Raw genomic sequence first — 26,048 nt, 5'->3', positions numbered from 1 at the left:
GCGCGGCTCAGGCCATGCCGTGCAGGCGGCGGTGAACCTGGTGGTGCGCGAGCCGGTCCCAGTCCCAGTCGATTCCCGGGCCCGCTCCCCGAAAACGGGCGGGGCTGGTAGGCTTGTCGGCTGATCTTCTGCCAAAGCCCCACTACTGCCGTGCCTTCCAGAACCCCACCCCTTCAAATCAGCGCCTTCACCGCGGCGACCGCCGCCGGCGTCGGCAAGGCCGCGCTGCTCGAGGCGCTCGAACAAGGCCGCAGCGGCCTGCGCCCCAACGATTTCGGCCGCGATCCGCTGCCCACCTGGATCGGCCGCGTCGACGGCCTGGAAGACCTGGCCCTGCCTCCGGCGCTGATGGCCTGGGACTGCCGCAACAACCGGCTGGCATGGCTGGGCCTGCAGGCCGACGGCTTCATCGAGGCGGTGGCGGCGGCGCGGCGGCGCCATGGCGCAGACCGCATCGCGCTGGTGCTGGGCACCTCCACGTCCAGCATCGGCGATACAGAGGCGGCCTACACGCAGGTGGATGCAGACGGCAAATTCGCGGCCGGGCAGCGCCGTCCGCTGGTGCACACGCCGCATTCGTTGGCCATGTTCGTGCAGGAGGCGCTCGGCCTGGAAGGCCCGTGCGAGACCATCTCCACCGCCTGCTCTTCCAGCGCCAAGGCCTTCGCGACGGCCGAACGGCTGATCCGCCTGGGGTTGGCCGACGCGGCGGTCGTGGGCGGGGTGGACACGCTGTGCGGCAGCGTGCTGTACGGCTTCAATTCGCTGGAACTGGTCTCGCCGCAGCCGTGCCGGCCCTTCGATGCCGAGCGCAACGGCATCAGCCTGGGCGAAGCGGCCGGCTTCGCGCTGGTCGAGCCCCCGGTGGCCGGCTCGCACGCACCGCTGCTGCTGGGCTACGGCGAAGCCAGCGACGCGCACCACATGTCGACGCCGCACCCCGAAGGCGCCGGTGCCGAGCGCGCGCTGGACGACGCCCTGGCCCGCGCCGGCCTGGACGCCGCCGACATCGACTACATCAACCTGCACGGCACCGCCAGCAGCAAGAACGACGAGGTGGAGGCCGCGCTGGTGGCCCGGCGCTTCCCGGCGCGCACGCGCGCCAGCTCGACCAAGGGCTTCACCGGCCACACCCTGGGTGCCGCCGGCATCGTGGAGGCCGTGGTGAGCCTGCTGGCCCTGGAAACCGGCTGGATGCCGGGCACCGTCAACAGCCGGACGCTCGACCCGGTGTGCGGGCCGCAACTGCGGCTGGCCGGCGAGCGCGGCGAGGTGCGCCGCGTGCTCAGCAACTCGTTCGGCTTCGGCGGCAACAACTGCGCGCTGATCTTCGGCACGGAGGCTTCGCAATGAGCGCGCGCAAGACCCCCACGCTGTATATCGAGGGCCCGGCCTTCTGGGCGCCCACCCTGCCCGGCTGGGACATCGCGCGTGCCGCCTTCCGCGGCGAAGGCGCGCCGGCCGACCCGCCGGCCAAGCGGCCCGCGCCGCAGGTGCTGCCGCCGGCCGAGCGGCGCCGGGCACCCGACTCGGTGGCGATCGCCCTCGAGGTGGCCTCCGCCGCCGTGGAGGCGTCCGGCCGCCGCGCAGCCGACCTGCCGTGCGTGTTCGCTTCGGCACACGGCGACCTGGCGATCAACGACTACATGTGCGCCACGCTGGCCAGCCAGCCGACGATGCTGTCGCCCACCCGCTTCCACAACTCCGTGCACAACGCGGCGGTGGGCTACTGGACCATCGCCACCGGCTGCCAGGCGGCGAGCAACTCGGTGTCCGCCTTCACCTCCAGCTTTGCCGCCGGCCTGCTGGAGGCCGCCACCGAATGCGCGGCAGACACGCAGGCGGTGCTGCTGGCCGGCTTCGACGTGCAGGCCGTCGGCCCGCTCGCCTCGGCCGTCGCCAGCGACGGCATGCTGGCCGCCGCGCTGGTGCTGGCCCCGGCACCGACCGAGCGGACCGTGGCCGCGTTCGACTGGGAACTGGTCCGCGGCGCGCCGGCCCCTGCGCTGCGCTCGGACGCTGCCCGCGCGCTTGCCGGCAACGGCATGGCGGACGCGCTGGTGCTGTTCGAAGCCCTGGCGCGGGGCGACGCCGGCCAGTTGGACATGCCCTTGTCCGGGCGGTTGACCCTGCGGCTTCAGTTGCGGCCGTAGCCGCCGGGCCGCGTTCGCCCGGCGGCCGAGTTGACCTTCACACAACTTTACGAACCCTTCAACACCGCTTGGCGGGACCGGACGAGGATGCACGGATGAGTACCCCATCGCTGCTGATGATCGAGGACGACGTGCGGCTGGCACAGATGGTGAGCGACTACCTCGGCCAGTCCGGCATGGCGGTGCGCCACGCGGCCGACGGCGCCAGCGGCCTGGCGGCGCTGCAGGAGCAGCAGCCCGACCTGGTCATCCTCGACCTGATGCTGCCCGACACCGACGGCCTGGACATCTGCCGCCGCATCCGCGCGCTGCCGGACGCGCGGGCCAAGGTGCCGGTGCTGATGCTTACGGCCAAGGGCGATCCCATGGACCGCATCATCGGCCTGGAGATCGGCGCCGACGACTACCTGCCCAAGCCCTTCGAGCCGCGCGAACTGCTGGCACGCATCCGGGCGGTGTTGCGCCGCCGGGGCGATGGCGGCGAGGGTGCCGGCGCCAGCGTTGCCGCGAGCGCGGCGATGATGCGCTTCGGCTCGCTGGAGATCGACCGCGACGCGCGCAGCGTGTCGGTCGGCGGGCAGTTGGCCGACCTCACCTCCTACCAGTTCGACCTGCTCGTGGCCATGGCCGAGCGCGCCGGCCGCGTGCTCACGCGCGACCAGATCATGGAAGCCGTGCGCGGGCGCGAACTGGAAGCCTTCGACCGCTCCATCGACGTGCACATGGGCCGGATCCGCGCCGCCATCGAGGCCGACGTGAAGAACCCCAAGCGCATCCTGACGGTGCGCGGCGTGGGCTACGTGTTCGCCAAGCAGCAGGACTGAAGGGCGCCCGCCGCGCCCAGCACCACCGGAACGGACGGCCGCCATGTTCAATCCCTACTCGCGCCACCTGTACGTCCGCATCTGGCTGTCCGTCGTCCTGGGCGTGATCGTGCTCACCTTCGCGGCCAGCTACTTGATGCGGCTGGCGGTGGAGAACGAGCGCGAGCGCGTCTCGCAGATTCCGCGCGTGGTCACCGTCACTGACGAGCAGGACCACGTCATCGGCGGAGGCACCGCCATGCGCGTGCCGGGCGCGCGCATCGTGTTCGACCTGTCGCTCGACGACGGCCGCAAGTTCACGGTGGAAATGGCGCGCCGCGAGGACACGCCGGGCCCGGACGGGCGCCGTCCGCCCCCGCCCTGGTGGCGCACCCCGTACGGGCCGGGCTGGCTGATCGTGCTGGTCGGCCTGGCGGTGGCGCTGGGCGTCTATCCCATCGTGCGGCGGCTGACCAAGCGGCTCGAGGCGCTCCAACGCGGCGTGCAGCGCTGGGGCCAGGGCGACCTGTCGGCCCGCGTGCCCGAGGACGGCCAGGACGAGGTGGCCGACCTGTCGCATCGCTTCAACGAATCGGCCACGCGCATCGAAACCCTGGTGCGCTCGCACAAGTCGCTCCTGGCCAATGCGTCGCACGAGCTGCGCTCGCCGCTGACCCGCATCCGCATGGCGCTGGAACTGATGGGCGAGCATCCCAGCGCCCAGACCCGCGCCGAGATCTCGCGCAACATCGCCGAACTCGACCAGCTCATCGACGAGATCCTGCTGGCCAGCCGGCTCGATTCGCACGAAGCCGACATGGGCACCATCGAAAGCGTCGAGCTGGTCGGCCTGGCCGCCGAGGAATGCGCCCGCACCGACGCCGAGCTGGACCTGGCCGAGGGCACCGACACCGACGCGCTCACCGTGCGCGGCGTCCCGCGCCTGCTGCGCCGCGCCATCCGCAACCTGCTGGAGAATGCGCGCCGCTACGGCGCCGGCGAAATCAGCCTGGAGCTCAAGCCCCAGGGCGGCCGGGTGCAGGTGGTGGTCAACGACCGCGGGCCCGGCGTGCCGCAGGCGCTGCGCGAGCGCATCTTCGAGCCTTTCTACCGGCTGCCCGGTGCCAGCGAGCGCGAGGGTGGCGTCGGCCTGGGCCTGGCGCTGGTCAAGTCGATCGCCGAGCGCCACGGCGGTTCGGTGCGTTGCGACGAGCGCCCGGGCGGCGGCGCGAGTTTCGTGATCAGCCTGCCCCGCTGAGCCGCGGGCGGGCCGGCGCGGCTCCGTAGAATCCCGCCATGTTTCGTGCACGTCTGCCGCGCTGGTTTGCGGCCTTCTGGGGCTTCGTGGTGTACATGCCGGTGGGCATGAACTACGCGGCGGCGGTCTTTCTTCTTGCCGGCATGCTGGCCGGCGGCAACCTGCGCGAGCGGGGCCAGCGGGTCCGCCAGCACCCCCTGTGGTGGCCGATCATGGCCTATGTGGGCTGGACGCTGGTGGTACTGGCGCTGAGGCCGCACTACGCGGAAACGGGCAACGACCTGTTCCACGGCCTGCGCATCGCCGTCACGATGCTGATGGCCCTGGCCCTGACGCGCGAGGAAGCCATCTGGGCGCTGCGCGCCTTCCTGCTGGCCACCGTGCTCGCGCTGGTGGCCATCGCGCTGAACGTCACGGTGGGCCTGCCGGACGTGCAGCTGTGGCGCGCCATCGTCAGCGTGCAGGGCAACAAGTCGATCAACGACGCGCTGCTGTTCGCGCTGGTCGGCGCCGCGGCGGCCGTCTCGGGGCTGGCGCACCTGCACGACCTGCGGCGCTGGCACTGGGCCGGCCCGGCCTTCGCCGTGACGCTCGTGATGGCGGTGGTGGTGAGTGCGGTGCTGCCCTCGCGCACGTCGCTCCTGGCCATGCTGGCCTGCATCTTCGCGGCCTGCTTCCACCAGTGGCGCACCCATCCCAAGGGGCTCGCGGTGGCGCTGGTCCTGGCCACCGCACTGGCCGGCGCGGCCGTGTGGCAGCTGCCGCAGTCGATCAAGACGAAGTTCGAGCTGGGCGTGCAGGAGCTGGAGGAGGCGCAGGCCGGCGTGGCCTCGGAAGCGAGCTGGGTCAGCCGCTACTACATGTACCGCGAGACCGCCCGGATGATGCTGGACGCGCCGGTGGCCGGACTCGGCATCGGCGCCTGGACCAGCGAATGGAAGCGCCGCGCGCCGAAGGTCATCGAGTACAAGAACATGCCCCACAACGACTACTTGTGGATGGGCTCGCAAGGCGGCGTGCCCGGGCTGCTGTCGCTACTGGCCATCATGCTGGCCGGCGTGTGGGTGGCCTGGCGGCGCGCCGACCTGAGCGGACGCATCGCCTTCGTGGCGATGCTGACCATGCTCATCGCCGCCAGCCTGAACTCGGCCATGCGCGACGCGCAGATCGGCCTGAGCCTGCTGTGGATCGTGTTCCTGTGCCTGCGGCTGGCAAGGGAACAGGGCAGCCCCTGGCGCGGCGTGTTGCCGCCCGCGCTGGGCAGCTGGGTCATCGACCGGCCCTGAGGCCGGCGCCAGCCTTCAGAGCAGCCACTCGATCGGCAGCCATGACTCGATGCGCACGATGGTGCGCTCGAGCCAGCTGGTTTCGGGGTCGACCGTCTGGACGACGCCGGAGCCGTCCTCCCAGTCCGTGTTGCCCTGCGCGTTGAGCTGCACCCGGTAGGCGAGCGCGGGGTAGGCCCCGTCGACGCCGCTGGCCAGGTGCCGCGCGAGCGTGGGGCTGTCGATGACCAGGCCCATCTCGGTGTTGAGCCTGGCCGAACGCGGGTCGAGATTGAACGAACCGATGAAGATTGCGCGCCCGTCCACGGCGTAGCTCTTGGCATGCAGGCCGGCGCGCGAGCCGCGGCCGACCTCCTTCGCGCGCATGGCGATGTTGGCCGCCTCGGGCCGCAGTTCGTACAGCCGCACGCCGGCGCGCAGCAGCGCCTTGCGGTGCTTGGCATACCCCGCATGCACCGGCTTGACGTCGTTGGCCGCCAGGGAGTTGGTCAGGATGCCGACCTGCACGCCTTGTTGCGCCAACCCGGCGAGCAGTTGCGTGCCGGCATCGCCCGGCACGAAGTACGGCGAGACGATATGCAGCGAGCGCGTCGGATGCCCGAAAGCCGCGGCCAGCCTGGGCAGCAGCAGGTCCTTGGACGTGTCGGGCGGATCCAGCGTCTTTTCCGGGTCGTCGTGCAGCACCCTGGCCGTCGTCCATTCGGGCTGCAAGGTGCCGGACAGCAGCGCGGCAACCAGCGGCGAATGGGCGACCGCCTCGCGATAGCGCGGGGCCTCCGGGTCGTCGGCGATGGCGCGCGCCCGCTTGTCCAGTTCGGCGCGCTCGAGCGGCGCCACGTCGCCGAGCACCATGCCAGCCGGATACGCCGAGGCGCTGTTCCAGAACAGGTCGAACTCGCCGGAGACTTCGCCCACCACCTGGCCGATGGCGACCGCGTCCAGGTCGACCAGGCCGGTCTGGTCGCCCGTCTCGAAGTACTCGTCGGCGATGTTGCGCCCGCCCACCACGGCCACCGCGTTGTCCACGGTGAACGACTTGTTGTGCATGCGGTGGTTCAGCCGGCCGAAGTCGCCGAGGTAGCCCAGCGCGCGCGAGCCGCGGCCGGCGAAGGGGTTGTACAGCCTCACCTCCACGTCGGGATGGGCGTCGAGCAGTGCGAGCGTGGGGTCGAGCCCGGTCGTGTTGGCGTCGTCGAGCAGGATGCGCACCCGCACGCCGCGATCGGCCGCCCGCAGCACTTCGTCGTACAGCAGCGTGCCGGCCGCGTCGGCGTGCCAGATGTACGTCTGGATATCGATCGAGCGGGCGGCCGCCCGCACCAGGGCGAGCCGCACCGCGATCGCGACGTGCCCGTCGGAGATCGCCACCACGCCGGTCTTGCCGGGGTGCGGCCGGGCCTGCGCCGCGGTGGCGCTGCCCAGCGGCGTCTGTTCGGAGAACGGCAGCGCGTGCACCGCCGGCCGCTCGGGCAGCGGTGGCAGGCTGCTGCAGGCCGACAGCAGCGAAGCGGCCAGAACGAGGGCGGACGCGGCAAGGCGTCGTGCAATGCAGGCTGCCGGGGGCGAGCCGGGCGGAACGGCGAAGCGAAGAAAGGCCATGCGTCGATCATCGGCGCCATGCCGGCGACGCGTCAACGCGCCGGCCGGGCACCACGCGCTGGGCTCAGAACATGTCGAAGTACTCGCGGTGCTCCCACTCGGTGACTTCGAGGTTGAAGCGCGCGATCTCTGCCTGCTTGATGTGGCAGTAGTAGTCGACGAAGTCGCGGCCCAGTCCTTCGACCAGCACAGGGTCGGCGCGCAGCGCGGAGAGTGCCGCGTCGAGCGTCCGGGGCAGCTGCTCGGCTGGCGTGTCGTAGGGCGCGTCCGCGCTCGGGCCGGGGTCCATGGCATGCGCCATGCCGTCCAGCCCCGACAGCACCTGCGTGGCCAGGTACAGGTACGGATTGGCCGTGGGTTCGCCCACGCGGTTCTCGATGCGCGAGGCCGGGTCGCCAGGCGCGCCCAGCACGCGCAGCATGGCGCCGCGGTTGTCCTGCGCCCAGATGGCGCGGTCCGGCGCCAGCGAGAACGGGCGGTAGCGGCGGTAGCCGTTGAGGGTCGGGCTGGCCAGCGCGGCGCCGCCGCAGGCATGGGCCTTGAGGCCCGCCAGGTAATGCAGCCCGAGCGGGCTGAGCGCCTGGTCGACTTGCTCGGGCATGAAGGCGTTGCGGCCGTCGCCCGCATGGCGCAGCGACTGGTGCAGGTGCCAGCCGCTGGACATCACGTTGGGAATGCGCGGGCGGCACATGAAGGTGGCGTGGTAGCCGTGGCGCTGGCAGATCTGCTTGATGGCGCTGCGCAGCAGCACCATGGTGTCGGCCGGCTCCAGTCCCGCGGTGGGACCGAACACCAGCTCGAACTGGCTCGGGCCGAACTCGATCTCCAGGGAGTGCAGCGGCAGCCCGAGCGCCATGAGCTGGCTGCGCAGCAGCTCCATCAGCGCATCGACGCGGTCGTAGCGCAGCTCGGTCAGGTACTGGTGGCCGTGCGTGAGCAGCGACACGCGCGGCGGCTCGCCGGGCTGTCCGGAGTCGGTCAGCCGCATGGCGGCCTCGTCGAGCTTGAAGACGTGGAACTCGACCTCCAGGCCGGCCACGAACTGCAGGCCCTGTTCGTCGAGGCGGCCGAGCGCGCGCTGCAGGATGCGGCGCGTGGCATAGGGGCATGGCCGGCCGTCCTTCATGTAGGCGTCGCACAGCACCCAGCCGGTGCGCGGCGCCCAGGGCAGCACCCGAAAGGTCGACGGGTCTGCCACGATGGTGAAGTCGGCGCCGCCTTGCAGCCCTTCCACCTCGAACCCGCCGCCGGCCGTGAACACCGGAAACACGGTGCGGTGGGACGTGTCCTTGGCCAGCAGCGTGGTGGTGAGGTTGACGCCGCTGCGCAGCGCGCCGCGCGCGGCGCCGGCCACCAGCGTCTTGCCGCGCAGCACGCCGTGCTGGTCGGGCCAGGCGAAGCGCACCACGTCGAGTTCGCCGGCATCGAGCCGGCCGACGATCTCCCGGGCCTGGGACAGCTGCTCGGCGCTCCACAGCGCATGGCGTTCGACGAAGTCGATCATCCTGCGCTCCGCCTCAGACGGGCAGGCGGGCCGAAGCCCAGTCGCTGCCCTGGCGGCGCGCCAGGTCGGCCTCCTGGCAATAGCGATCCGTCGCGTCGGCGGCGGCCACGCCGTCGATCGAGCGCGGGCCGGTCAGGGTGGCGGCCTCTTGCGCGTCGGGCCGCATGGGAAGGGGCTGGCCGGCTTGGGCAGCCTCGATCGCCTTGACCAGCAGGCGGCGGAACATGGTGATGCCCTTGTCGGTGGTGCCCAGGTGTTCGCGGGTCCGGTCCTGGATCGGGCCCATGGACTCGCAGGCCCACTGGTCGTGCACGTTGATGTCCATGCCCATGCCGGTGTAGGTCTGGGTGAGCTGCTCCTGCACGTCGTAGCCGTACTGGTTGCGCTTGTTCTTGCGCGAGGTGTAGTGCGGCAGCTCGATGGTCTGCAGACGCTGCTCGCGCATCTGCACCTTGTCCACCGGGCCGGTGAAGCTGGTGAAGATTGCATACCAGTAGCAGTGGGTGTCGTCCACCGGCACGTGCCATTGCGAGATGGTCATCTCCGAGCTCATCGGAATGACGAAGGCCTGCGGGAACACCACGTTGGTCACGCGCACGTGGGTCTGCTGCTCGGACAGCTTGCGCAGCGTGGTCAGCTGCATGCCGTAGGGCGCCAGCTGCACCTGGATTTCGGGCCGGTCGTACTCGCGCAGTACCTGCGTGATGGCCATGTCGGAGTCGGCCGATGCGCCGCGGAACTGCTTGCCGTAGCTCTCGGAGGTGTCCTCGTCCTCGTAGAAGCGATGCAGGAAGGACGCGTGCGCCGGGTCCATGCCCACCTCCAGCGCCTGCAGCCAGTTGCACTCCCACAGGCCCTTGAAGGCGAAGGTGTGGCTGTCGGGGGCGACGAAGCAGTCGAACTCGGGAAAGGCCGGCGGCTCGCCTTCGCCGATGTATGCGAACACGATCCCGCTCTTCTCGACCACCGGGTAGGCGCCTAGCCGGATGTGCGCGCACATCCGGCTGCCGGCCGGCTCGGCCGGGGTTTCCCGGCACTGGCCGGTGGCGTCGAACAGCCAGCCGTGGAAGGCGCAGCGCAGGCCGCCGTTTTCCAGGCGGCCGTAGGCCAGGTCGGCACCGCGGTGCGGGCAGTCGCGGTCGAGCAAGCCGACGCGGCCGGTCTCGTCGCGAAACAGCACGAAGTGCTGCCCCATCAACTGCACCGGCTTGAGGGGGCGCGGGCCGCTCAGTTCCTCGGCGAGCGCCACGGGCTGCCAATAGCGGCGCAGCAGCCCGCCCGCGGCCGTGCCCGGCCCGACACGGGTCATCAATTCGTTCTGTTCGGCACTGATCATCGTGAGGCTCCGAGGCGTTCCTTTGTGCATGCGATTGCATGCAACAGGATTCATTCTGCAGCGTACGAGCGCCAGGACAACCCCGGATCGACCCGAAGGTGGAGGATCCGGGGACGCGTAGCGCCTCTTCCGAGGCAACGTGCATGCAGAAAGTGGGCCAGGAGAACCCCGATGCGTGCATCGACGGGTCACAAGGGCGCCAGCCCTAGAATGCCCGCAGCCTCATTGCATGCAGCGACACACCATGGACTCCCAACAATCCCGCGTGCTGGTCCAGTTGCGCGACCTGATCCTCAAGGGCGAATTCGGTCCGGGCGAGCGCCTGGCCGAGATCCCGCTGGCGGAGAAGCTGGGGGCTTCGCGCACGCCGGTGCGCCTTGCCCTGGCCAGCCTGGAGCACGAGGGGCTGATCGAGCCGTCACCGGCAGGGGGCTACCAGATGCGGCGCTTCACCTCACGCGAGATCGCCGATGCGATCCGGGTGCGCGGCGTCATCGAAGGCTTTGCCGCCCGGCTGCTGGCCGAGGACGGGGCGCCGCGCCAGTTGCTGCGCCAGCTGCACGACTGCCTGGACGAAGGCGACAAGGCGGTCAACAAGCCCACCATGGAGCTGGACGACTACGCCGCCTACGTGGACATGAACGACCGCTTCCACCAGCTGGTCGTCGAGGGCTGCGGCAATGCCGCCGTCAAGCGGATCATGGAAATGCTGGACAGCCAGCCGTTCGCCTCGCCCAGCGCGATGCTGCCGATGCAGTCGTCGATGCAGGAAGGCCACCAGTGGATGAAGCAGGCCCACCGCACGCATCACGCCATGGTGCAGGCGATCGAGCGCGGCCAGGGCTCGCGCGCGCAGGCCCTGGGCGAGGAACACGTGGAGATCGCGAGGATGAACCTCGACTACGCGCTGGAGCGGCCGGAACTGGCCGCCGAGCTGATGCCGGGGATGAAGCTGGTGGCGCCCCGGGGCCGCTGAACGCGCCTCATGCGGAGGGCTGCCCGCGCCCGCGGGCACGGGCGCACGCCTTCAGTGGTGGCCGGCGACCGTCTCGCCCGCCTTCAGGCGGTAGACCGTTCCGCAGTAAGGGCACTTGGCCTCGCCCAGGCGCGCCACGTCCAGGTACACCTTGGGGTGGCCGCTCCACAGCTTCATGTCGGCCTTGGGGCTGGGGCAGTAGACGCCGCCCTGGGAGTTCAGATCCTTGGCCGCGAGTTCGACCACTGCTTTGGCGTTCATGCTGCTCAGACCTTGCTCAGCCACTTGGCGTACTTGGGATTGCGGCCGTTGACGATGTCGAAGAAGGCCGACTGGATTTTCTCGGTGACCGGGCCGCGCGAACCGGCGCCGATCTCGACGCGGTCGAGTTCCCGGATGGGCGTGACCTCGGCTGCGGTGCCGGTGAAGAAAGCCTCGTCGGCGATGTAGACCTCGTCACGCGTGATGCGCTTTTGCACCAGCTTGATACCCAGGTCCTCGCAGATGTGCAGCACGGTGTTGCGGGTGATGCCGTTGAGGGCGCCGGCCGACAGGTCGGGCGTGTAGACCACGCCGTCCTTGACCACGAAGACGTTCTCGCCGGCGCCTTCGGACACGAAACCGGACGAATCGAGCAGCAGCGCCTCGTCGTAGCCGTCGTCCAGCGCTTCCATGTTGGCCAGGATCGAGTTGCTGTAGTTGCTCACCGCCTTGGCCTGCGTCATGGTGATGTTGACGTGGTGGCGGGTGTAGCTCGAGGTCTTGACGCGGATGCCGCGCTTCATGCCCTCTTCGCCCAGGTAGGCGCCCCAGGCCCAGGCGGCGACCATCACGTGGATGGTGTTGCCCTTGGGCGAGACGCCCAGCTTCTCGGAGCCGATCCACACCAGCGGGCGCAGGTAGCAGCTGTCGAGCTTGTTGGCCCGCACCACCTGCTTTTGCGCCTCGTTGAGCTGCTCCTTGGAAAAGGGCATCTTCATGCGCAGGATCTTGGCGCTGTTGAAGAGGCGGTCGGTGTGCTCTTCCAGGCGGAAGATCGCCGTGCCGTCCTTCGTGTCGTAGGCGCGTACGCCTTCGAAGGCGCCGCAGCCATAGTGCAGCGTGTGGCTGAGCACGTGGATCTTGGCGTCGCGCCAGTCCATCAGCTCGCCGTCCATCCAGATCTTGCCGTCGCGGTCGGCCATCGAGGGTTGCGCGCTCATGATGAGTTGTCCTTGCTTGGGGGTCGCAAAGCCGGTGATTTTACGGCGCCGGCCCGCCGGCCGCCCGGGCGCCGGTGCGCTCATGGCGCCCTGCCGGGGTCACAATGCGGTCTTTGCCCCGCCCGCCGCATGCCCCGCGGCGGGCCGCTCCCCGCTCCGGCGGAACGCGCCGGACGCCCCTTCGCTCTTCCCTTTTTCGTCCACCGCTTGCTCGCAAGCACAAGGTTTTGCAACGTGTCCCTTTTCAAGAACGTCATCGTCTTCTGCCTCGATCCCGCCTGGAACCAGGAACTCGCCCAGGCCGAGGAGGCCCTGTCCGCGCAGCGCTTCGTCCCTTGCGGGCCGAGCCAGGAAAAGTCCGCCGGCTGGGTGCCGCCGCGCGGGCAGGAGCACGGCCCGCTGATCGAATCGGTCCAGGGCCAGTGGCTGCTCGAGTTCATGGTCGAGGCCAAGGCCCTGCCCGGCTCGGTCGTGCGCCGCAAGGTCGAGGAGCGCGCCGCCCAGATCGAGGCCCAGACCGGCCGCCGCCCCGGCCGCAAGGAGCAGAAGGAAATGAAGGAAGAGGTCACCCACGAGCTGCTGCCGATGGCCTTCTCCCGCTTCATGCGCGCCACCGTCTGGATCGACCGCACGCAGCGCCGCCTGGTGATCAACGCCTCCAACATCGCCCGCGCCGACGAAGTGGTCAGCAGCCTGGCCCAGCAGCTGCCGGGCTTCGGCGTGTCGGCGCTCCACACCCAGCTGGAGCCGGCCAGCGCCATGTCGGGCTGGCTGCACACGCAGGAGCCGCCGGCGGGCTTCACCATCGACCGCGAATGCGAGCTCAAGGCCACGGATGAGTCGAAGGCAGCCGTTCGCTACGCAAAGCACGCGCTGGACATCGACGAAGTACGCGCCCACATCGAGGCCGGCAAGCGGCCGACCCGGCTGGCCATGACCTGGGAGGACCGCGTGTCGTTCGAGCTGACCGAAGGCATGCAGTTGCGCAAGCTCGCGTTCCTGGAAGGCACCGACAAGGCCGCCGACGGCGGCAAGCCGGAGGACGACTTTGACGCGGACGCGGCCATCGCGACCGGCGAGCTGGGGCAGTTGCTGCCGGCGCTGGTGGAGGCGCTGGGCGGCGAGCAGCTGATCGCCGGCGGCATGCCGGTGGACGCGGCGCGGGCAACGGGCGCCCAGGGCGCGGCTTCGGCGGAGGCCGAGGGCCAGCCGCAGGCCGAGGAAGAAGCGCCGTTCTGAGGTTGAGGGCATCCCGCGCGCAAGGCGTTCGCGAGGGCGGGCCGCCGCGGCTCGACCGGCCGCGCAGCTACTTGGCCAGCAGCACGTACTCGCCGTTCCTTCCGTAGCGGGCCGGCTTGGCGCCGACCCTGGCGCACAGCGCATCGCCGCAGCGCGTGAGCGCTCCCGAGCGGGTGGCCTGCAGGATGTCCAGCCCGAAGCTCGCGCGTCGCAACTCCGCCGCGTTCTTCCAGACGAGGTAGCCGCTACCGCCGGCGGCAAGCAGCGCCCCCACGATCAACGCCAGCGGAGCCGCCCAGAGCCAAAGGCCGCGCTGTCTGCGCAGCTGCTCGGTCGATGCGCCGACCTCATGCGCCGTGCGGCTCACATGGGCCGCCGACTCGGTCAGGCTGTGGGTGCACTGCTCGACCGCTTGCCGCATCGCGCGCTGCACCACGTTGCCAGCTTCGCCGCGCATCGCATCGAGCGCGGTGCGCGCGAATTGCTCGCCGCCGCTCGCCACGGCCTGCGCGCTGCGCTTGAGTTCGCACGCCTGTTGCGACAGCTGCGCGATCACCTGCATGTCGCGCTGCTCCAGCTTGTCCGCCAGCGCCATCAGCCGCAGCATCAACCTTCTCGATCGTTCTTCCTCCATCTACCCTCCTTTCGTGCCCAACGTCCAGCGGCGCTCAGCGGGCCATCACGGGGCCGGGCTGCACGGCGTGCCGCCGCTCATGCGCCCGCAGGGTGGCGCTGAATTCCTCCTGCTCCCGCGCCCAGGCCTGCCCGTCCGGCGACTGCCTGAACTCATGCATGACCCTGGAAAAGGCCTGAAGATCGCCCTTCTCGTAGGCGTCGAACGCGCGGTCCAGCAGGTCTTCATCGGAGGCATCCGAACGAACGAACCCGATGGGCTCGATGCGCCCCGCCTGGCGGGTCTGCAAGGCTGCGGCCGTGCCGCGCGTGACCAGCGCGTCGAGGTCCACCCCGATGGCATCCTTGCGCTGGATGCCCGGCCGGGGCGACTGGTCCTGAAGGCGGTCTCGCAGGCCGTCCTCGTCGTAGCTGGCCGTGCCGTACAGGCCCAGCATGTGCTGCTCGGAACGATGAATGACGAACTGCGCGGGGTCGTCGGGGACCGGCCGCGCCTGCAGGAACGGCCTGTCGCTCAGCCGGTTGAGAAACGCCACGCCGAGGTTGAAGCTGAGCGTACCCAGCCCATTCGTTTCGTAAGCGCCGCCGATGTCGCTGTGCGATCCGGCCACGCTGACATTGAGGTGGCGCCCCTGCTCGCTCAAACCCGGCGCGACGTGGTCGTTGTCCTTGAACAAGTCGCGCCGCTCATGGATCGCGCTGATCTCGAAGGTGCTCAGATTGGATCGCGGCAGCGTGCGTTCCTCGTCCTGCACGCCGGTGACGACCGGGTCGAACAACAGGGCGGCCTGCAAGGTCCTGCCGCGAGGAACCAGCAGGGGGAGGTCCGCGTACTCGACGTACCGGATGATGCCGTCCCGATCTCGCTGATACCTGGCACCCCTGGGATCGCGAATGCCGCGCTCCTCGACCATGCGCTGCAGTGCGGCAACTTGCTCTGCGCCGCGGCTGAAGCCGACGCCTACGACGTTGATTCGGGCGCGCGGGTCCTCAATCAGCCATTGCTGGGCTTTGTCACACAGGTCAAAGTAAGCCGTCTCGACGCGCGAATCGAAAGAGTTCGCAAAACGGCCATCCAGCAAGCGCTCGGGAATGCGAAGGATTCCTTCCTGCGTGAAGGTGCCTGCGACGTAGCCTCCCCGAATGTTTGTGATGCCCAGATACTCGCGGTCTCTGATCTGGACATACATTCTTGCCACCGCAGTCCAATGCTTGGGGGCGTCATTGAGCATGCTATTGCCGGTCCCGTCCAACGCTGCAACGTACAAGCGCGCGTGAGGGTCGACCTCTGGCAGCAGCAGCGGGACTCGAAGTTTGCCAAGTGCAGCAGCGGCCTCGCGGTAGGTGTCCAGATCCCGCTCGGTCGCGGCGTCGGCATCGATTGACGAGTTGGTGAATTTGCCCATGCACAGCCCTGCCTTCTCAATACGCGCGGCTGTATGCCTTGATCAGATCGTCGCGGCGGTGGCTCAGGCGGTTGCCTGGAATCTGCTCGTCCTTCGTCCACAACGTCGCGCGCATATAAACGTTGATCGTGCGGTCGTTGACCTCCAGGATGATCTCCGGCGGCACGCCCTGATTCCGCAGCAACTCCTCGCGCCGCATGTTGTGGCGAACCAGCCGGTCCTCGAATATCTCGCCGATGTCCACCTCCGCACGATGCGACGAGCCATCCTTGGAGCGCCAACTCACCTTGGCCGGCGGCGGAAAGTTGGCGATGGGGCCCATACCTGCCGTCAGCATCGCCGGATAGTTCTTCAAGGCCGCCGATGCGACCTTCAATCTGTCGTCCAGGTCCTTGACCCTGAGCATGCCGCCGTAGACCACTTCGCATCCGAAGGTGCTGAAGCAGTAGGCGTCGAACTTGTGCTCCCGAAATCTCAAAGGCCAATCGTCGGTGGTGACGGAGTGGCCGCCTGCGCCGCGCTGGACCGCGGCGCCGCTAATGGACAACGAAGGGGACATGGCGCTCTGGCATCCTGCAAGAAAAAGCACGCACAGCGAGGCGGCTGCCCGGCGGTTGAGCAACGCGCGGTTCGGCGCCATACCTCGGCGGCGGTGTGCGTGCAAAAGCGCTGGCACCGGATTGATCCGCCAGGTTGCGGCGTCGGTATCGATTGGAGAGTCGGTGACCTGGCCCATGCTCTGCCCTGGCTTCTCAGTACGTGCGGCTGTATGCCTTGATCAGGTCGTCGCGATAGTTGCTGTGTGGATGTCCCGGCCTCTGAGGCGCCTTCGTCCACAACGTCGCGCGCATATAGACGTTGATCGTGCGGTCGTTGACCTCCAGGATGATCTCCGGCGGCACGCCCTGATTCCGGAGCAACTCCTCGCGCCGCATGTTGTGGTGAACCAGCTGGTCCTTGAATATCTCGCCGATGTCGACCTCCGCACGATGCGACGAGCCATCCCTGGAGAGCCAGCTCACCTTGGCCGGCGGCGGAAAGTTGGCGATGGGCCCCATACCCGCCGTCAGCATCGCCGGATAGTTCTTCAAGGCCGCCGATGCGATCTTCAATCTGTCGTCCAGGTCCTTGACCCTGAGCATGCCGCCGTAGACCACTTCGCATCCAACGGTGCTGAAGCAGTAGGCGTCGAACTTGTGCTCCCGAAACCTCAAAGGCCAATCGTCGGTGGTGACGGAGTGGCCGCCTGCGCCGCGCTGGACCGCGGCGCCGCTAGTGGACAACGAAGGGGACATGGCGCTCTGGCATCCTGCAAGAAAAAGCACGCACAGCGAGGCGGCTGCGCGGCGGTTGAGCAACGCGCGATTCGGCGCCATGCCTCGGCGGTAGTCCGTGTGCAAAAGCGCTGGCACCGGATTGGTCCGCCCGGTTGCGGCATCGGTATCGATTGACGAGTCGGTGACCTGGCCCATGCACTGCCCTGGCTTCTCAGTACGTGCGGCTGTATGCCTTGATCAGATCGTCGCGGCGGTGGCTCAGGCGGTTGCCTGAAATCTGCTCGTCCTTCGTCCACAACGTCGCGCGCATATAGACGTTGATCGTGCGGTCGTTGACCTCCAGGATGATCTCCGGCGGCACGCCCTGATTCCGCAGCAACTCCTCGCGCCGCATGTTGTGGCGAACCAGCTGGTCCTTGAATATCTCGCCGATGTCCACCTCCGCACGATGCGACGAGCCATCCCTGGAGCGCCAGCTCACCTTGGCCGGCGAAGGGAAGTTCCGAATCGGCCCCCAGCTCGCATGCAGGTTGTCCGGGTAGTTGCCGACGGCGTCCGAGGGCATCTGCAGTTGGTCATCAGGCTCATCCAACTGGAGCCTGCCGCGATACCACAGCCTGCATCCATACGTGCTGTAGCTGAACGCGCTGAACTTGTGCTCCCGAAACCTCAAAGGCCAATCGTCGGTGGTCACGGAATGGCCGCCTGCGCCGGGCTGGCCCGCGGCGCCGCCAATGGACAACGAAGAGGACATGGTGCTCTGGCATCCCGCGAGAAAGACAGAGCACATCGCGGCAATGGCGAAAGTCGTCGGCGCATGGCCGCACTCGCCTGCGATGCTGGCGCGCTGGCTCGAGCGCGCAGGCTTGCGCGATCCTCGTTGTTTCATTCCTCTCCCTGCAGCGCCGCTTTTTGCGCCGGCCGCACTATAGGCCCCGCATGGACGTGTGCCACGCGACCAAGGAGCTGCTTCCGACAGTTGACGGAATTCTTGGGCGATCGGCGCGGTGCGAGGAGCGCGCCGGCGCCCGCCGGGCCGGTCTAACGCCCGGCCGGACGAACACACGGATTGCCCCAACCCGGCAACCGCGCCTAGAATCGCGCGGTCGATCGGGAGAGCCCGGCCACCTGTCCTGCAAGACGGGGAGCCGGCGCCGAAGGAGCAACCGCCCCGGAAACTCTCAGGCAAAAGGACCGGTCGACGGTTTTCAACTCTCTGAAGAGCGCCCGGCGTCGTCTGCCGGGACACCGCAGGAGCAAGCGGCGCCACCCCGGTGGTCGCCCGCGAATCTCTCAGGTTCCAGGACAGAGGGGGCGCACGCAGCGGCAAACATGCCGCGCGCGCCCATCCTCATGACGTCCTGGAGCTGTCTCACATGCAATCGATCGCCGTCATCGGCGGTGGCATCACCGGTGTCACCACGGCTTACGCGCTGGCCAGGCGCGGCTTTTCCGTCACCCTGTTCGAGCGGCACCGCTATGCCGCCATGGAAACCTCGTTCGCCAACGGCGGCCAGCTCTCGGCATCCAACGCCGAGGTGTGGAACCACTGGTCAACGGTCTGGAAGGGCATGAAGTGGATGCTGCGCGGCGACGCCCCGCTGCTGGTCAATCCCCGGCCGAGCTGGCACAAGCTGTCCTGGTTCGCCGAGTTCGTGGCCCACATCGGGCGCTACCGCCACAACACGGTGGAGACGGCGCGCCTGGCCGTCGCGGCGCGCGAACATCTGTTCGACTGGGCGCAGGCCGAAGGCATCGATTTCGACCTCAAGCGCGAGGGCATCCTGCACATCTACCGCAACAAGGCCGGCTTCGACCATGCCGCCGAGGTCAGCAAGCTGCTGGCCGAGGGCGGCCTGCCGCGCCGGGCCGTGACGCCCGAGGAGATGCGCGCCATCGAACCGACATTGGCCGGCCGCTATCACGGGGGCTTCTTCACCGAGAGCGATTCCACCGGCGACATCCACAAGTTCACCCAGGGCCTGGCGGCGGCGGCGCAGCGGCTGGGCGTGCGCATACTCTACGGCCAGGACGTGACGCGCCTGGACAGCGACGGCAGGCAGGCGCGCGTGACCGTCGCGGCCCGGCCGGCCGACGGCCTGCCGCAGAGCGAGCATCGTTTCGACGGGCTGGTGGTGTGCGCCGGCGTGGGCAGCCGCGACTTCGCCGCGCAGCTCGGGGACCGGGTCAACGTCTATCCGGTCAAGGGCTACTCGATCACCGTGAACCTGCTCGATGCCGCCAGCCAGGCGGCCGCGCCGACGGTCAGCCTGCTGGACGACGAGACCAAGCTGGTGACCAGCCGGCTCGGCGCAGACCGCTTCCGTGTCGCCGGCACGGCCGAATTCAACGGCGTGAACCGCGACATCCGCGCCGACCGCATCCGACCGCTGGTCGATTGGGTGAACCAATGCTTCCCGGGCGTGAACACGCGCCAGGTCGTGCCCTGGGCCGGGCTGAGGCCGATGATGCCGAACCTGATGCCCCGCGTCGGACAGGGCCGGCGGGCCAACGTGTTCTACAACACGGGCCACGGTCACCTGGGCTGGACCCTCTCGGCCGCCACGGCGGAAATGGTGGCCGCCCAGATGCTTCTGGCACGCGACCGCGGCGCGGCGCGGCCGTCTGCCACCGCCACCGCAATGGCCTGAAGGCGCGCCAGCCGGCGCCGGCACCACCCGGCCAACCGGCAGGCGGCGCCGGCCATGAGGGCCGTCGTCGCCAGCATCGCGGCCATGTGCAGGCCGATCGCGGCCAGCACCAGGCCCAGCGAACCCGATGCGGTGATCTCCCGCGCCGGCGTGCCGGCCAGGCATAGCGGCACCAGGGCCGGTACCAGCATCAGGCCGGCGCCATGCGCGGTGGCCATGATGAAGGACCACAGCGCGAGGCTGGTGGCGCCGGCATGCCGCGCCACGGCCGCGGCACTTCGCGGCGCGACGGTACGGACCCGCCCGCCGCATCCTTGCGGGCGGTTGCGCACTTCACGCCCGCCGCGCAGGTGCATCAGCAGCGTGGCGACCAGCAGTGCGCCGGCCCCGGCCTGCAGCAGCCATTGCGCCTGGCGGCCAAGCCACGGCGCCAGCGCCACGACGCCGGCGACGAGCGCCACCGAAAGGAGATGACCCGCGGCGATCGGCAGCAAGGCAAGTACGGCGCGCGACCGCTCGCCGCCGCGCACCGCGCAGGCCGCCGCGAAGATCCAGCCGGTGGCGGGATTGAGGCCGTGCACGGCGCCCAGCGCAGCCACCGCCAGCCAGGGCCCGGGCGCGTCCATGGCGTGGTCCCGGCGCGCCGCTCAGGCGCCTGCCCTTGATGCGGCGCAGCAGCCGCCGGCCGCCGGAGCCGGCGCGGCCGTCTCGTAGCGGTCGTGATGCCGCACCCAGGCCATGCCGTAGCTCAACCGGTCCTCGTCGCGGCCCTTGGGCAGCAGGTCGAGCAGGCGATAGGCGCCCATCATGGCCTCCACGCCACGCCCGTAGGTCGAGTAGGTGTGGAAGATGGTGCCCGCATCGTCCTTGTAGAACACCGACAGCCCCGGCAACTCGTCTCTCTTGAAGGTGGTCATGCCGAAGTTGTAGAACACCTCCTCGCGCGTCAGCTGCTCGGGCGTGAAGCTCACGTCGAAATCCTGGTTGAAGTCGTTGCGGTTCGACGAGACCCAGGCGAAGCGCCAACCCATGCGGCGGCGGAAGCGTTCGATCTCGTCGATGGGTGCGCGCGAAATGGCCGCGAAGCTCATGTCGCGCTGCTGCAGGTGGCGTTCGATGCCGTCGACGTGGTCGGCCATGAATGAGCAGCTCGGGCAGCCCGCCTCCCAGCCCGGGCCGAGCATGAAGTGCTGCACCAGCAGCTGGCGCCGGCCCTGGAACAGGTCGCCCAGCGCGCGTGCGCCGTCGGCCGCGTCGAACACGTAGGCCTTGTCCACGTGGAGCCAGGGCAGCGCGCGGCGCTCGCGGGCGACCTGGTCGCCCAGGCGCGTGAGCTCCTTCTCGCGCGCCAGCAAGGCCTTTCGCTGGGCCAGCCAGCGGTCCCTGACGACCACGGCGTGGCTGCTGCGGACCGGATCGTCCGTGCGCGCCTGTTCGGCGAGTGCCTCGTTCATGACGCCGCTCCCGTGTTGGCGTGCGCCGATGGGGCGCGCCGGGGCCGGCGCACGGCGCGCACCTTGCCGCTGCCGCCGCCGCCCGCATACAGCAACCCGCCGCCGTCGGACTCGAGGCCGCTGACGCCCATGCCGTCGGGCATGGACAGGCGCTCGAGCACCTCGCCGCTCTTCGGGTCGACGCGGCGCAGTTCGCTCTCTTCGGCTTCCCAGGTGCCGTGCCACAACTCGCCGTCGACCCAGGTCACGCCGGTGACGAAGCGGTTCGACTCGATGGTGCGGCGCACGGCGCCCGATGCCGGGTCGATCTGGTGGATCCTGCGGTCGCGGTACTGTCCCACCCACAGGCTGCCCTCGGCCCAGGCCAGGCCCGAATCGTTACCGTGGCCCGGCGCAGGGATGGACGCGACGATGCGGCCGCTGGCCGGGTCGATCTTGTCGATGCGCGCCTCGGCGATCTGCCAGAGGTACTTGCCGTCGAAGGCGGTGCCTGCATCGCCGGCGCAATCGAGCGTGCGCGCCACCTGCCCGCTGGCGGGGTCGAAGGCCACCAGCTGGGTTCCGGTCGCGGCCCAGACATGCCGGCCGTCGTGGCTGACGCCATGCACGCGGCCGTCGCCGCCGAGGTCGCCGTATTCGCGCACGATCTCGGCGGGGCGCGCGGCCACCGCGGGTGCGTGCATCCGGCTCGGGGGTGCGTCCTCGGGCTCGATCTCGCACGCGTTGCTGAGCTTGCTGTCGGTCATCTGATCGCTCCTGTTGCTGATGTCGGGACAAAGGCGCCGGCGTCGGCGCCATGCAGGCAAATCTACGCCGGCTGCAGCGCAGCGGGGAGTAACAAGATCGTCGTGAATCCCGTCAGCGGCGGCGCCAGCCAGCGCTGCGCGCGGGCGCGCCCGACCGAGCGCACGCGGCCGTCGGACTCCAGGTCGGCCAGCGCGCGCTGGACGGTGCGCTGGCTCGCATCCAGCGCCAGCGCCAGGGCGGACGTGGACCACGCCGCGCCGTCGGCCAGCAGCGCCAGCAATGCCGCCTGCTCGCCGTCGATGGGCGGCGCGAGCACCGCCAGTTCCCGACCCTCGCGCGGCTGCAGCACGAAGCCGCGCGCGGTTGCCTGCACCTGCGCCAGCGGCTTGACCAGGGCGCGCAGGCGGCCGATTTCCACCCGCAGGCGGGCCCGGTGCGTCTCGTCCGGCTCGCGGGTGCGAAAGGCGTCGGCGATCAGCGCCTCGCGCCCGACGTCGCCGGGCCAGGCGCCGGCGAGCGCCCGGGCCAGCGTGAACAGCACCGGCCGGCGTGCCAACGGCAACCAGACATGGCCGGCGCGAAGGCCCCGGCGGCAGGCATCCAGCACCAGGCAGCCAGGGTCGTCGAGCAGGGCTGCCGCCTCGTGCAGCAGCAACGGCTGCCCGCCGCCGTCAGGATCGAGGCGGCGCGCCGCTGGACGCTGCAAAGCCGTACGGGCTTCAGCGACCTCCGCCACCAGGGCCGGGACGCCGGCGTGCAGCGCCAGCGCCTGCGCCCGTGCCAGCGCGGCCTGCGCCGCGCCGACGCGCAGCGAGCGCAGCGCCAGTTCGGCCGAGGCCAGCTCGGCCACCGCCGCCAGCGCCGGCGACAGGCCTTCGCGCGCGTCCAGCGCCGCCAGGGCGGCCGCGGCATCGTCGAGCCGCCCCAGCAGCAGCAGGCGGCGCGCCGCGATCAGTTGCGCCTGCAGCACGTTGGGACGGTCGCGGTGGGCCGCAAGGGTGGCCGTCGCCGCGATCAGCGCCCGCGGGGCGCCGCCGCTGGCGCCGAAGTCGCGCATCGCCAGGGCGACCTCGGCCTCGGCCACGATGCAGCGCGCACGGGCCAGCGATTCATGGCCGGCGCCGAAGCCACGCGCCGCTCGCCGCAGCAGGTCACGCGCGCGCACATGCTCGCCCAGCTGCGCCATGGCAATGCCGCGCAGGGCCAGCGCAGGTGGATCGTCGCGCAGCGCCACGCGCTTGAGCGCCCCCAGCGCATCGCCTGCGGCCAGGGCGCGGGCGGAGGCGGAGATGAAGGCGTCCATGGACCGGCATTCTGCTGGCTCGCTGGCGCCAGCGGCGACTCCCGCGGCGTTGCGGCGCCGGCACGGCGAGGCCCGCTTCTGTCACAAAATGCTTGCAATCTCAAAAAAGAGATATGTATCATAAAAAATCCACTCAGGAGACTTGCTTGAACACAACGCACACGGGCGCCGCAGGCGCCCCCGCGGACGGCGCCGCGAGCACCCGCGTCGACAGCTACGGATGGAAAGCCCTGCTCGGCTCGGCCGTCGGCTACGCCATGGACGGCTTCGACCTCCTGATCCTCGGCTTCATGCTGTCGGCCATCTCGGCCGACCTGCACCTGACACCCGGCCAGGCCGGCTCGCTGGTCACGTGGACGCTGATCGGCGCGGTGATCGGCGGCATCGTGTTCGGCGCGCTGAGCGACCGCTTCGGGCGCATCCGGGTGCTCACCTGGACCATCGTGCTGTTCGCCGTCTTCACCGGGCTGTGCGCCTTCGCCCAGGGCTACTGGGACCTGCTGATCTACCGCACCATCGCCGGCATCGGCCTGGGCGGCGAGTTCGGCATCGGCATGGCGCTGGCTGCCGAGGCCTGGCCGGCGCGCCACCGTGCCCGCGTGTCCTCGTACGTCGCGCTGGGCTGGCAGGTCGGCGTGCTGGGCGCGGCGCTGCTCACGCCGCTGCTGCTGCCGGCCATCGGCTGGCGCGGCATGTTCCTGGTGGGCGTGATCCCGGCCATCGTGGCCTGGGTGATCCGCAACCGGCTGCACGAGCCGGAGGTGTTCGTGCGCAACGCGGCGAAGAAGACGTCCGGCGCCCGCGCCTTCGGCCTGCTGGTCAAGGACAAGGCCACCGCCAAGGTCAGCGCCGGCATCGTCGTGCTGTGCTCGGTGCAGAACTTCGGCTACTACGGGCTGATGATCTGGATGCCCAGCTTCCTGTCCAAGCAACTGGGTTTCAACCTCACCCGCTCGGCCATGTGGACCGCGGTGACCATCCTCGGGATGATGGCCGGCATCTGGGTCTTCGGCCAGCTCGCGGACCGTATCGGCCGCAAGCCCAGCTTCCTGCTGTTCCAGGCCGGCGCCGTGGTAATGGTGGTGGTGTATTCGCAGCTGCGCGACCCGGTGGCGATGCTGTGGGCCGGCGCGGTGCTGGGTATGTTCGTCAACGGCATGCTGGGCGGCTACGGTGCGCTCATGTCGGAGGCCTATCCGACCGAGGCGCGGGCCACCGCCCAGAACGTGCTGTTCAACATCGGACGCGCGGTGGGCGGCTTTGGGCCAGTGACCGTCGGCGCGCTTGCCGCCACGTACTCGTTCCAGGTCGCCATCGGCCTGCTGGCCGCGATCTACGTCATCGACATGATCGCCACCGTCTTCCTGGTGCCCGAGCTCAAGGGCAAGGAACTGCAATGACGCTGCCGGCCTCCTGCGGCGAAGCGTCGTCCGCCGCCTGCGGCTTCCCGCGTAACGCCGCGCAGGTCGCTTCGCACCGCTGCCGCGTGGTCGAGCACCGCCAGGTCAATGCGCGCTACCGGTACCTTCGCCTGTCGGCCGACGCCGACCTGGCCGGCACCACGCGGCCGGGCCAGTTCTACCAGCTCAAGTGCCCGGCGGTGGAGGCGGCGCAGCCCTTCCTGCTGCGCCCCATGAGCGTGTACGGCACCGGGCCGGAGGCGGGCACCATCGAGTTCCTCTACAACGTGACCGGCCTGGGCACGGGCACGCTGGCCACGCTGGACGTCGGCAGCACCATGGACATCGTCGGCCCGCTGGGCAACACCTTCGAGCTGCGGCCCGAGGACCAGGGCCTGCTGGTCGTCGCGCGCGGCGTCGGGCTCGCCACCATGGCGCCGCTGCTGCGCCAGGCCGCGCAGGCCGGCGTGGCGATCACCGCGGTGATGTCCGCCCGCTCGCCGCAGGATCTGATGCGGGACGAGTTCCTGCGCGGCGCCGAGGCGGACGTGCACTGTGTGTTCGACAGCGACGGCAGTTCGGCGGTCGAGCCGGTCGAGGCGCTGGTGCGCCGGCTGCTTTCGGCGCGCCATCACGACGCCGTGTTCACCTGCGGCTCGCACCGCCTCCTGCTGCTGCTGCAGCGGGTGCTGCAGGACTTTCCCGCCACGCGCGGCGACGTGGCCATGGAGCAGCGCATGGCATGCGGCATGGGCGTGTGCCTGTCGTGCGTGCGGCTGTTCGACGACGGGCAGGACAAGCGCTTCCTGCGCGTTTGCCGCGACGGCCCGGTTTTTCCCATCCGCCATGTGGTCGGGGAGGTGGAGTTTGGCTGATCTGACCGTGCGCGTGGGCGAACTCGCCCTGCGCAATCCCGTGATGCCCGCCTCGGGCTGCTTCGCCATCGAGTACGCCGAGGCGCTGGACCTGCGCCGGCTGGGCGCGCTGGTGATCAAGAGCGTCTCGCCCAAGACGCGCGCCGGCAATCCGACGCCGCGGGTGGCCGAGACCACCTCCGGCATGCTCAATTCGATCGGCATCCCGAGCAAGGGGCTGCAGCACTTCCGCGAGCAGGTGCTGCCGCCCTACACCCGCTTCGGCACGCCGGTGGTGGTGTCGATCTCGGCGGACACCGCCGACGAGTTTGCCGCCGCCGTGGCCGAGATGTCGCTGCCCGACGTGGCGGCGATCGAGGCCAACATCTCCTGCCCGAACCTGGAGGCCGACGGCATGGCCTTCGCCATGACGCCCGAGACCACCTACAAGGTCGTCAGCGCGATCCGGCGGCGCACCTCGCACCCGGTGTGGGCCAAGCTCACGCCGAATGCCTCGTCCATCGCCGCGGTCGCCAAGGCCGCCGAAGAGGCGGGTGCCGACGCGCTCGTGATGGGCAACACGGTGCTCGGCATGTCGATCGATGTACGCACGCGCAAGCCCAAGCTCGGCAACGTGATGGGCGGCCTGTCGGGCCCGGCGATCAAGCCCATTGCCCTGCGCATGGTGCACCAGTGCTATCGCAGCGTGCGCATTCCCGTCATCGGCTGCGGCGGCATCGGCAGCGCCGAGGACGCGATGGAGTTCATGCTCGCCGGCGCCTCCGCGGTGCAGGTGGGCACCGCCTCGTTCCTCGATCCCGGCGTGATGCGCAAGATCGTCGACGGGCTGCATGACCTGTGCGCGCAGCAGGGCGTGACGCAGGTCCGCGATCTGACCGGCCAGGTCAAGCTCGACCGCCAGCTGTCCGACCGCTGGCTGCGTTTCGCCCAGCAGTCGGGCTGACCG

The 26,048-nt window shown here is 69.9% G+C and carries 25 protein-coding genes and 1 riboswitch; of the genes, 11 read left to right on the top strand and 14 right to left on the bottom strand.

Going from position 1 to position 26,048, the window contains the following annotated elements; translation table 11 throughout:
• The first annotated feature begins 150 nt into the window (after positions 1-150).
• The 5 genes from VES41_RS17840 to VES41_RS17820 all read left to right on the top strand — a co-directional run bounded on the left by VES41_RS17840 (position 151) and on the right by VES41_RS17820 (position 5,500).
• The gene (locus VES41_RS17840; protein WP_324819794.1) at positions 151-1,353 is read left to right on the top strand and encodes a beta-ketoacyl-[acyl-carrier-protein] synthase family protein; all 1,203 of its coding nucleotides are present in this window, start codon (positions 151-153) and stop codon (positions 1,351-1,353) included.
• Positions 1,350-2,153: a beta-ketoacyl synthase chain length factor gene (locus VES41_RS17835; protein WP_324819792.1), complete on the top strand. Its 804-nt coding sequence runs from the start codon at positions 1,350-1,352 to the stop codon at positions 2,151-2,153. The genes VES41_RS17840 and VES41_RS17835 overlap by 4 nt, the downstream gene beginning before the upstream one ends.
• Positions 2,154-2,248: 95 nt before the next feature.
• On the top strand, positions 2,249-2,977 hold the full coding sequence (locus VES41_RS17830) for a response regulator transcription factor (RefSeq protein ID WP_324819790.1): 729 nt from the start codon (positions 2,249-2,251) through the stop codon (positions 2,975-2,977).
• A gap of 43 nt (positions 2,978-3,020) precedes the next feature.
• A complete protein-coding gene (locus tag VES41_RS17825; RefSeq protein ID WP_324819788.1) occupies positions 3,021-4,214 on the top strand; it encodes an ATP-binding protein in 1,194 nt (397 codons plus the stop codon).
• 38 nt (positions 4,215-4,252) lie between these two features.
• Positions 4,253-5,500, top strand: coding sequence for an O-antigen ligase family protein (locus VES41_RS17820; protein ID WP_324819786.1), 1,248 nt, complete (start codon positions 4,253-4,255; stop codon positions 5,498-5,500).
• Between the two features lie 15 nt (positions 5,501-5,515).
• Here the strand turns inward: VES41_RS17820 and VES41_RS17815 are convergent, their stop codons facing one another.
• From VES41_RS17815 to VES41_RS17805, 3 genes are all read right to left on the bottom strand, one after another.
• Positions 5,516-7,099 (bottom strand): phospholipase D family protein, encoded by a 1,584-nt coding sequence (locus VES41_RS17815; RefSeq protein WP_324819783.1) that lies wholly within the window; start codon positions 7,097-7,099, stop codon positions 5,516-5,518.
• 64 nt (positions 7,100-7,163) lie between these two features.
• Positions 7,164-8,603: a glutamine synthetase family protein gene (locus VES41_RS17810; protein WP_324819781.1), complete on the bottom strand. Its 1,440-nt coding sequence runs from the start codon at positions 8,601-8,603 to the stop codon at positions 7,164-7,166.
• Between the two features lie 13 nt (positions 8,604-8,616).
• Positions 8,617-9,939, bottom strand: coding sequence for an aromatic ring-hydroxylating dioxygenase subunit alpha (locus tag VES41_RS17805; RefSeq protein WP_324819779.1), 1,323 nt, complete (start codon positions 9,937-9,939; stop codon positions 8,617-8,619).
• A 244-nt stretch (positions 9,940-10,183) separates the two neighbouring features.
• On the opposite strand from VES41_RS17805, the gene VES41_RS17800 reads away from it, so the two are divergent.
• On the top strand, positions 10,184-10,915 hold the full coding sequence (locus VES41_RS17800) for a GntR family transcriptional regulator (protein WP_324819777.1): 732 nt from the start codon (positions 10,184-10,186) through the stop codon (positions 10,913-10,915).
• A 51-nt stretch (positions 10,916-10,966) separates the two neighbouring features.
• Here VES41_RS17800 and VES41_RS17795 read toward each other — a convergent pair whose 3' ends face one another.
• Positions 10,967-11,176, bottom strand: a complete 210-nt coding sequence (locus VES41_RS17795) for a zinc-finger domain-containing protein (protein ID WP_324819775.1) — start codon at positions 11,174-11,176, stop codon at positions 10,967-10,969.
• Between the two features lie 5 nt (positions 11,177-11,181).
• Positions 11,182-12,117, bottom strand: coding sequence for a branched-chain amino acid transaminase (locus tag VES41_RS17790; protein WP_324819773.1), 936 nt, complete (start codon positions 12,115-12,117; stop codon positions 11,182-11,184).
• Between the two features lie 234 nt (positions 12,118-12,351).
• Between VES41_RS17790 and VES41_RS17785 the strand changes: the two genes are divergently transcribed.
• Positions 12,352-13,356 carry a recombination-associated protein RdgC gene (locus VES41_RS17785; RefSeq protein WP_324819771.1) on the top strand — a complete coding sequence of 335 codons (1,005 nt, stop codon included), beginning with the start codon at positions 12,352-12,354 and terminating at the stop codon, positions 13,354-13,356.
• A 67-nt stretch (positions 13,357-13,423) separates the two neighbouring features.
• Here VES41_RS17785 and VES41_RS17780 read toward each other — a convergent pair whose 3' ends face one another.
• Genes VES41_RS17780 through VES41_RS17760 form a run of 5 tightly spaced genes read right to left on the bottom strand, consistent with a single transcriptional unit; the run spans position 13,424 to position 17,561 of the window.
• Positions 13,424-13,990 (bottom strand): hypothetical protein, encoded by a 567-nt coding sequence (locus VES41_RS17780; protein ID WP_324819769.1) that lies wholly within the window; start codon positions 13,988-13,990, stop codon positions 13,424-13,426.
• A gap of 34 nt (positions 13,991-14,024) precedes the next feature.
• Complete coding sequence (locus VES41_RS17775) at positions 14,025-15,395, bottom strand: phospholipase effector Tle1 domain-containing protein (protein ID WP_324819767.1); 1,371 nt, start codon at positions 15,393-15,395, stop codon at positions 14,025-14,027.
• A 16-nt stretch (positions 15,396-15,411) separates the two neighbouring features.
• A complete protein-coding gene (locus VES41_RS17770) occupies positions 15,412-16,131 on the bottom strand; it encodes a hypothetical protein (RefSeq protein ID WP_324819765.1) in 720 nt (239 codons plus the stop codon).
• 16 nt (positions 16,132-16,147) lie between these two features.
• Positions 16,148-16,867, bottom strand: a complete 720-nt coding sequence (locus VES41_RS17765; RefSeq protein ID WP_324819763.1) for a hypothetical protein — start codon at positions 16,865-16,867, stop codon at positions 16,148-16,150.
• 16 nt (positions 16,868-16,883) lie between these two features.
• Positions 16,884-17,561, bottom strand: a complete 678-nt coding sequence (locus tag VES41_RS17760; protein WP_324819761.1) for a hypothetical protein — start codon at positions 17,559-17,561, stop codon at positions 16,884-16,886.
• 212 nt (positions 17,562-17,773) lie between these two features.
• Positions 17,774-17,879, top strand: a riboswitch (glycine riboswitch).
• Positions 17,880-18,048: 169 nt separating this feature from the next.
• Here VES41_RS17760 and VES41_RS17755 point away from each other — a divergent pair.
• Complete coding sequence (locus VES41_RS17755) at positions 18,049-19,323, top strand: D-amino acid dehydrogenase (protein WP_324819759.1); 1,275 nt, start codon at positions 18,049-18,051, stop codon at positions 19,321-19,323.
• Here VES41_RS17755 and VES41_RS17750 read toward each other — a convergent pair.
• The 4 genes from VES41_RS17750 to VES41_RS17735 all read right to left on the bottom strand — a co-directional run bounded on the left by VES41_RS17750 (position 19,209) and on the right by VES41_RS17735 (position 22,827).
• The gene (locus tag VES41_RS17750; protein ID WP_324819757.1) at positions 19,209-19,949 is read right to left on the bottom strand and encodes a hypothetical protein; all 741 of its coding nucleotides are present in this window, start codon (positions 19,947-19,949) and stop codon (positions 19,209-19,211) included. The genes VES41_RS17755 and VES41_RS17750 overlap by 115 nt on opposite strands.
• A gap of 21 nt (positions 19,950-19,970) precedes the next feature.
• Positions 19,971-20,777 carry a DUF899 domain-containing protein gene (locus tag VES41_RS17745; RefSeq protein ID WP_324819755.1) on the bottom strand — a complete coding sequence of 269 codons (807 nt, stop codon included), beginning with the start codon at positions 20,775-20,777 and terminating at the stop codon, positions 19,971-19,973.
• Positions 20,774-21,460 carry a hypothetical protein gene (locus VES41_RS17740; RefSeq protein WP_324819905.1) on the bottom strand — a complete coding sequence of 229 codons (687 nt, stop codon included), beginning with the start codon at positions 21,458-21,460 and terminating at the stop codon, positions 20,774-20,776. The genes VES41_RS17745 and VES41_RS17740 overlap by 4 nt, the downstream gene beginning before the upstream one ends.
• A 125-nt stretch (positions 21,461-21,585) precedes the next feature.
• Positions 21,586-22,827: a helix-turn-helix domain-containing protein gene (locus VES41_RS17735; protein ID WP_324819753.1), complete on the bottom strand. Its 1,242-nt coding sequence runs from the start codon at positions 22,825-22,827 to the stop codon at positions 21,586-21,588.
• A 257-nt stretch (positions 22,828-23,084) separates the two neighbouring features.
• On the opposite strand from VES41_RS17735, the gene VES41_RS17730 reads away from it, so the two are divergent.
• The 3 genes from VES41_RS17730 to VES41_RS17720 are packed head-to-tail and all read left to right on the top strand — an operon-like array spanning position 23,085 to position 26,045.
• Entirely contained in the window at positions 23,085-24,227 is a 1,143-nt protein-coding gene (locus VES41_RS17730; protein WP_414719175.1) for an MFS transporter, read from the top strand.
• The gene (locus VES41_RS17725) at positions 24,224-25,102 is read left to right on the top strand and encodes a dihydroorotate dehydrogenase electron transfer subunit (protein ID WP_324819751.1); all 879 of its coding nucleotides are present in this window, start codon (positions 24,224-24,226) and stop codon (positions 25,100-25,102) included. The genes VES41_RS17730 and VES41_RS17725 overlap by 4 nt, the downstream gene beginning before the upstream one ends.
• Positions 25,095-26,045 (top strand): dihydroorotate dehydrogenase, encoded by a 951-nt coding sequence (locus VES41_RS17720; protein WP_324819749.1) that lies wholly within the window; start codon positions 25,095-25,097, stop codon positions 26,043-26,045. The genes VES41_RS17725 and VES41_RS17720 overlap by 8 nt, the downstream gene beginning before the upstream one ends.
• Positions 26,046-26,048 lie beyond the last annotated feature (3 nt).

It is taken from the genome of Variovorax sp. (assembly GCF_035634955.1).
Lineage (GTDB): Bacteria > Pseudomonadota > Gammaproteobacteria > Burkholderiales > Burkholderiaceae_C > Variovorax.
This window is presented reverse-complemented; position numbering and strand designations above follow the sequence as displayed.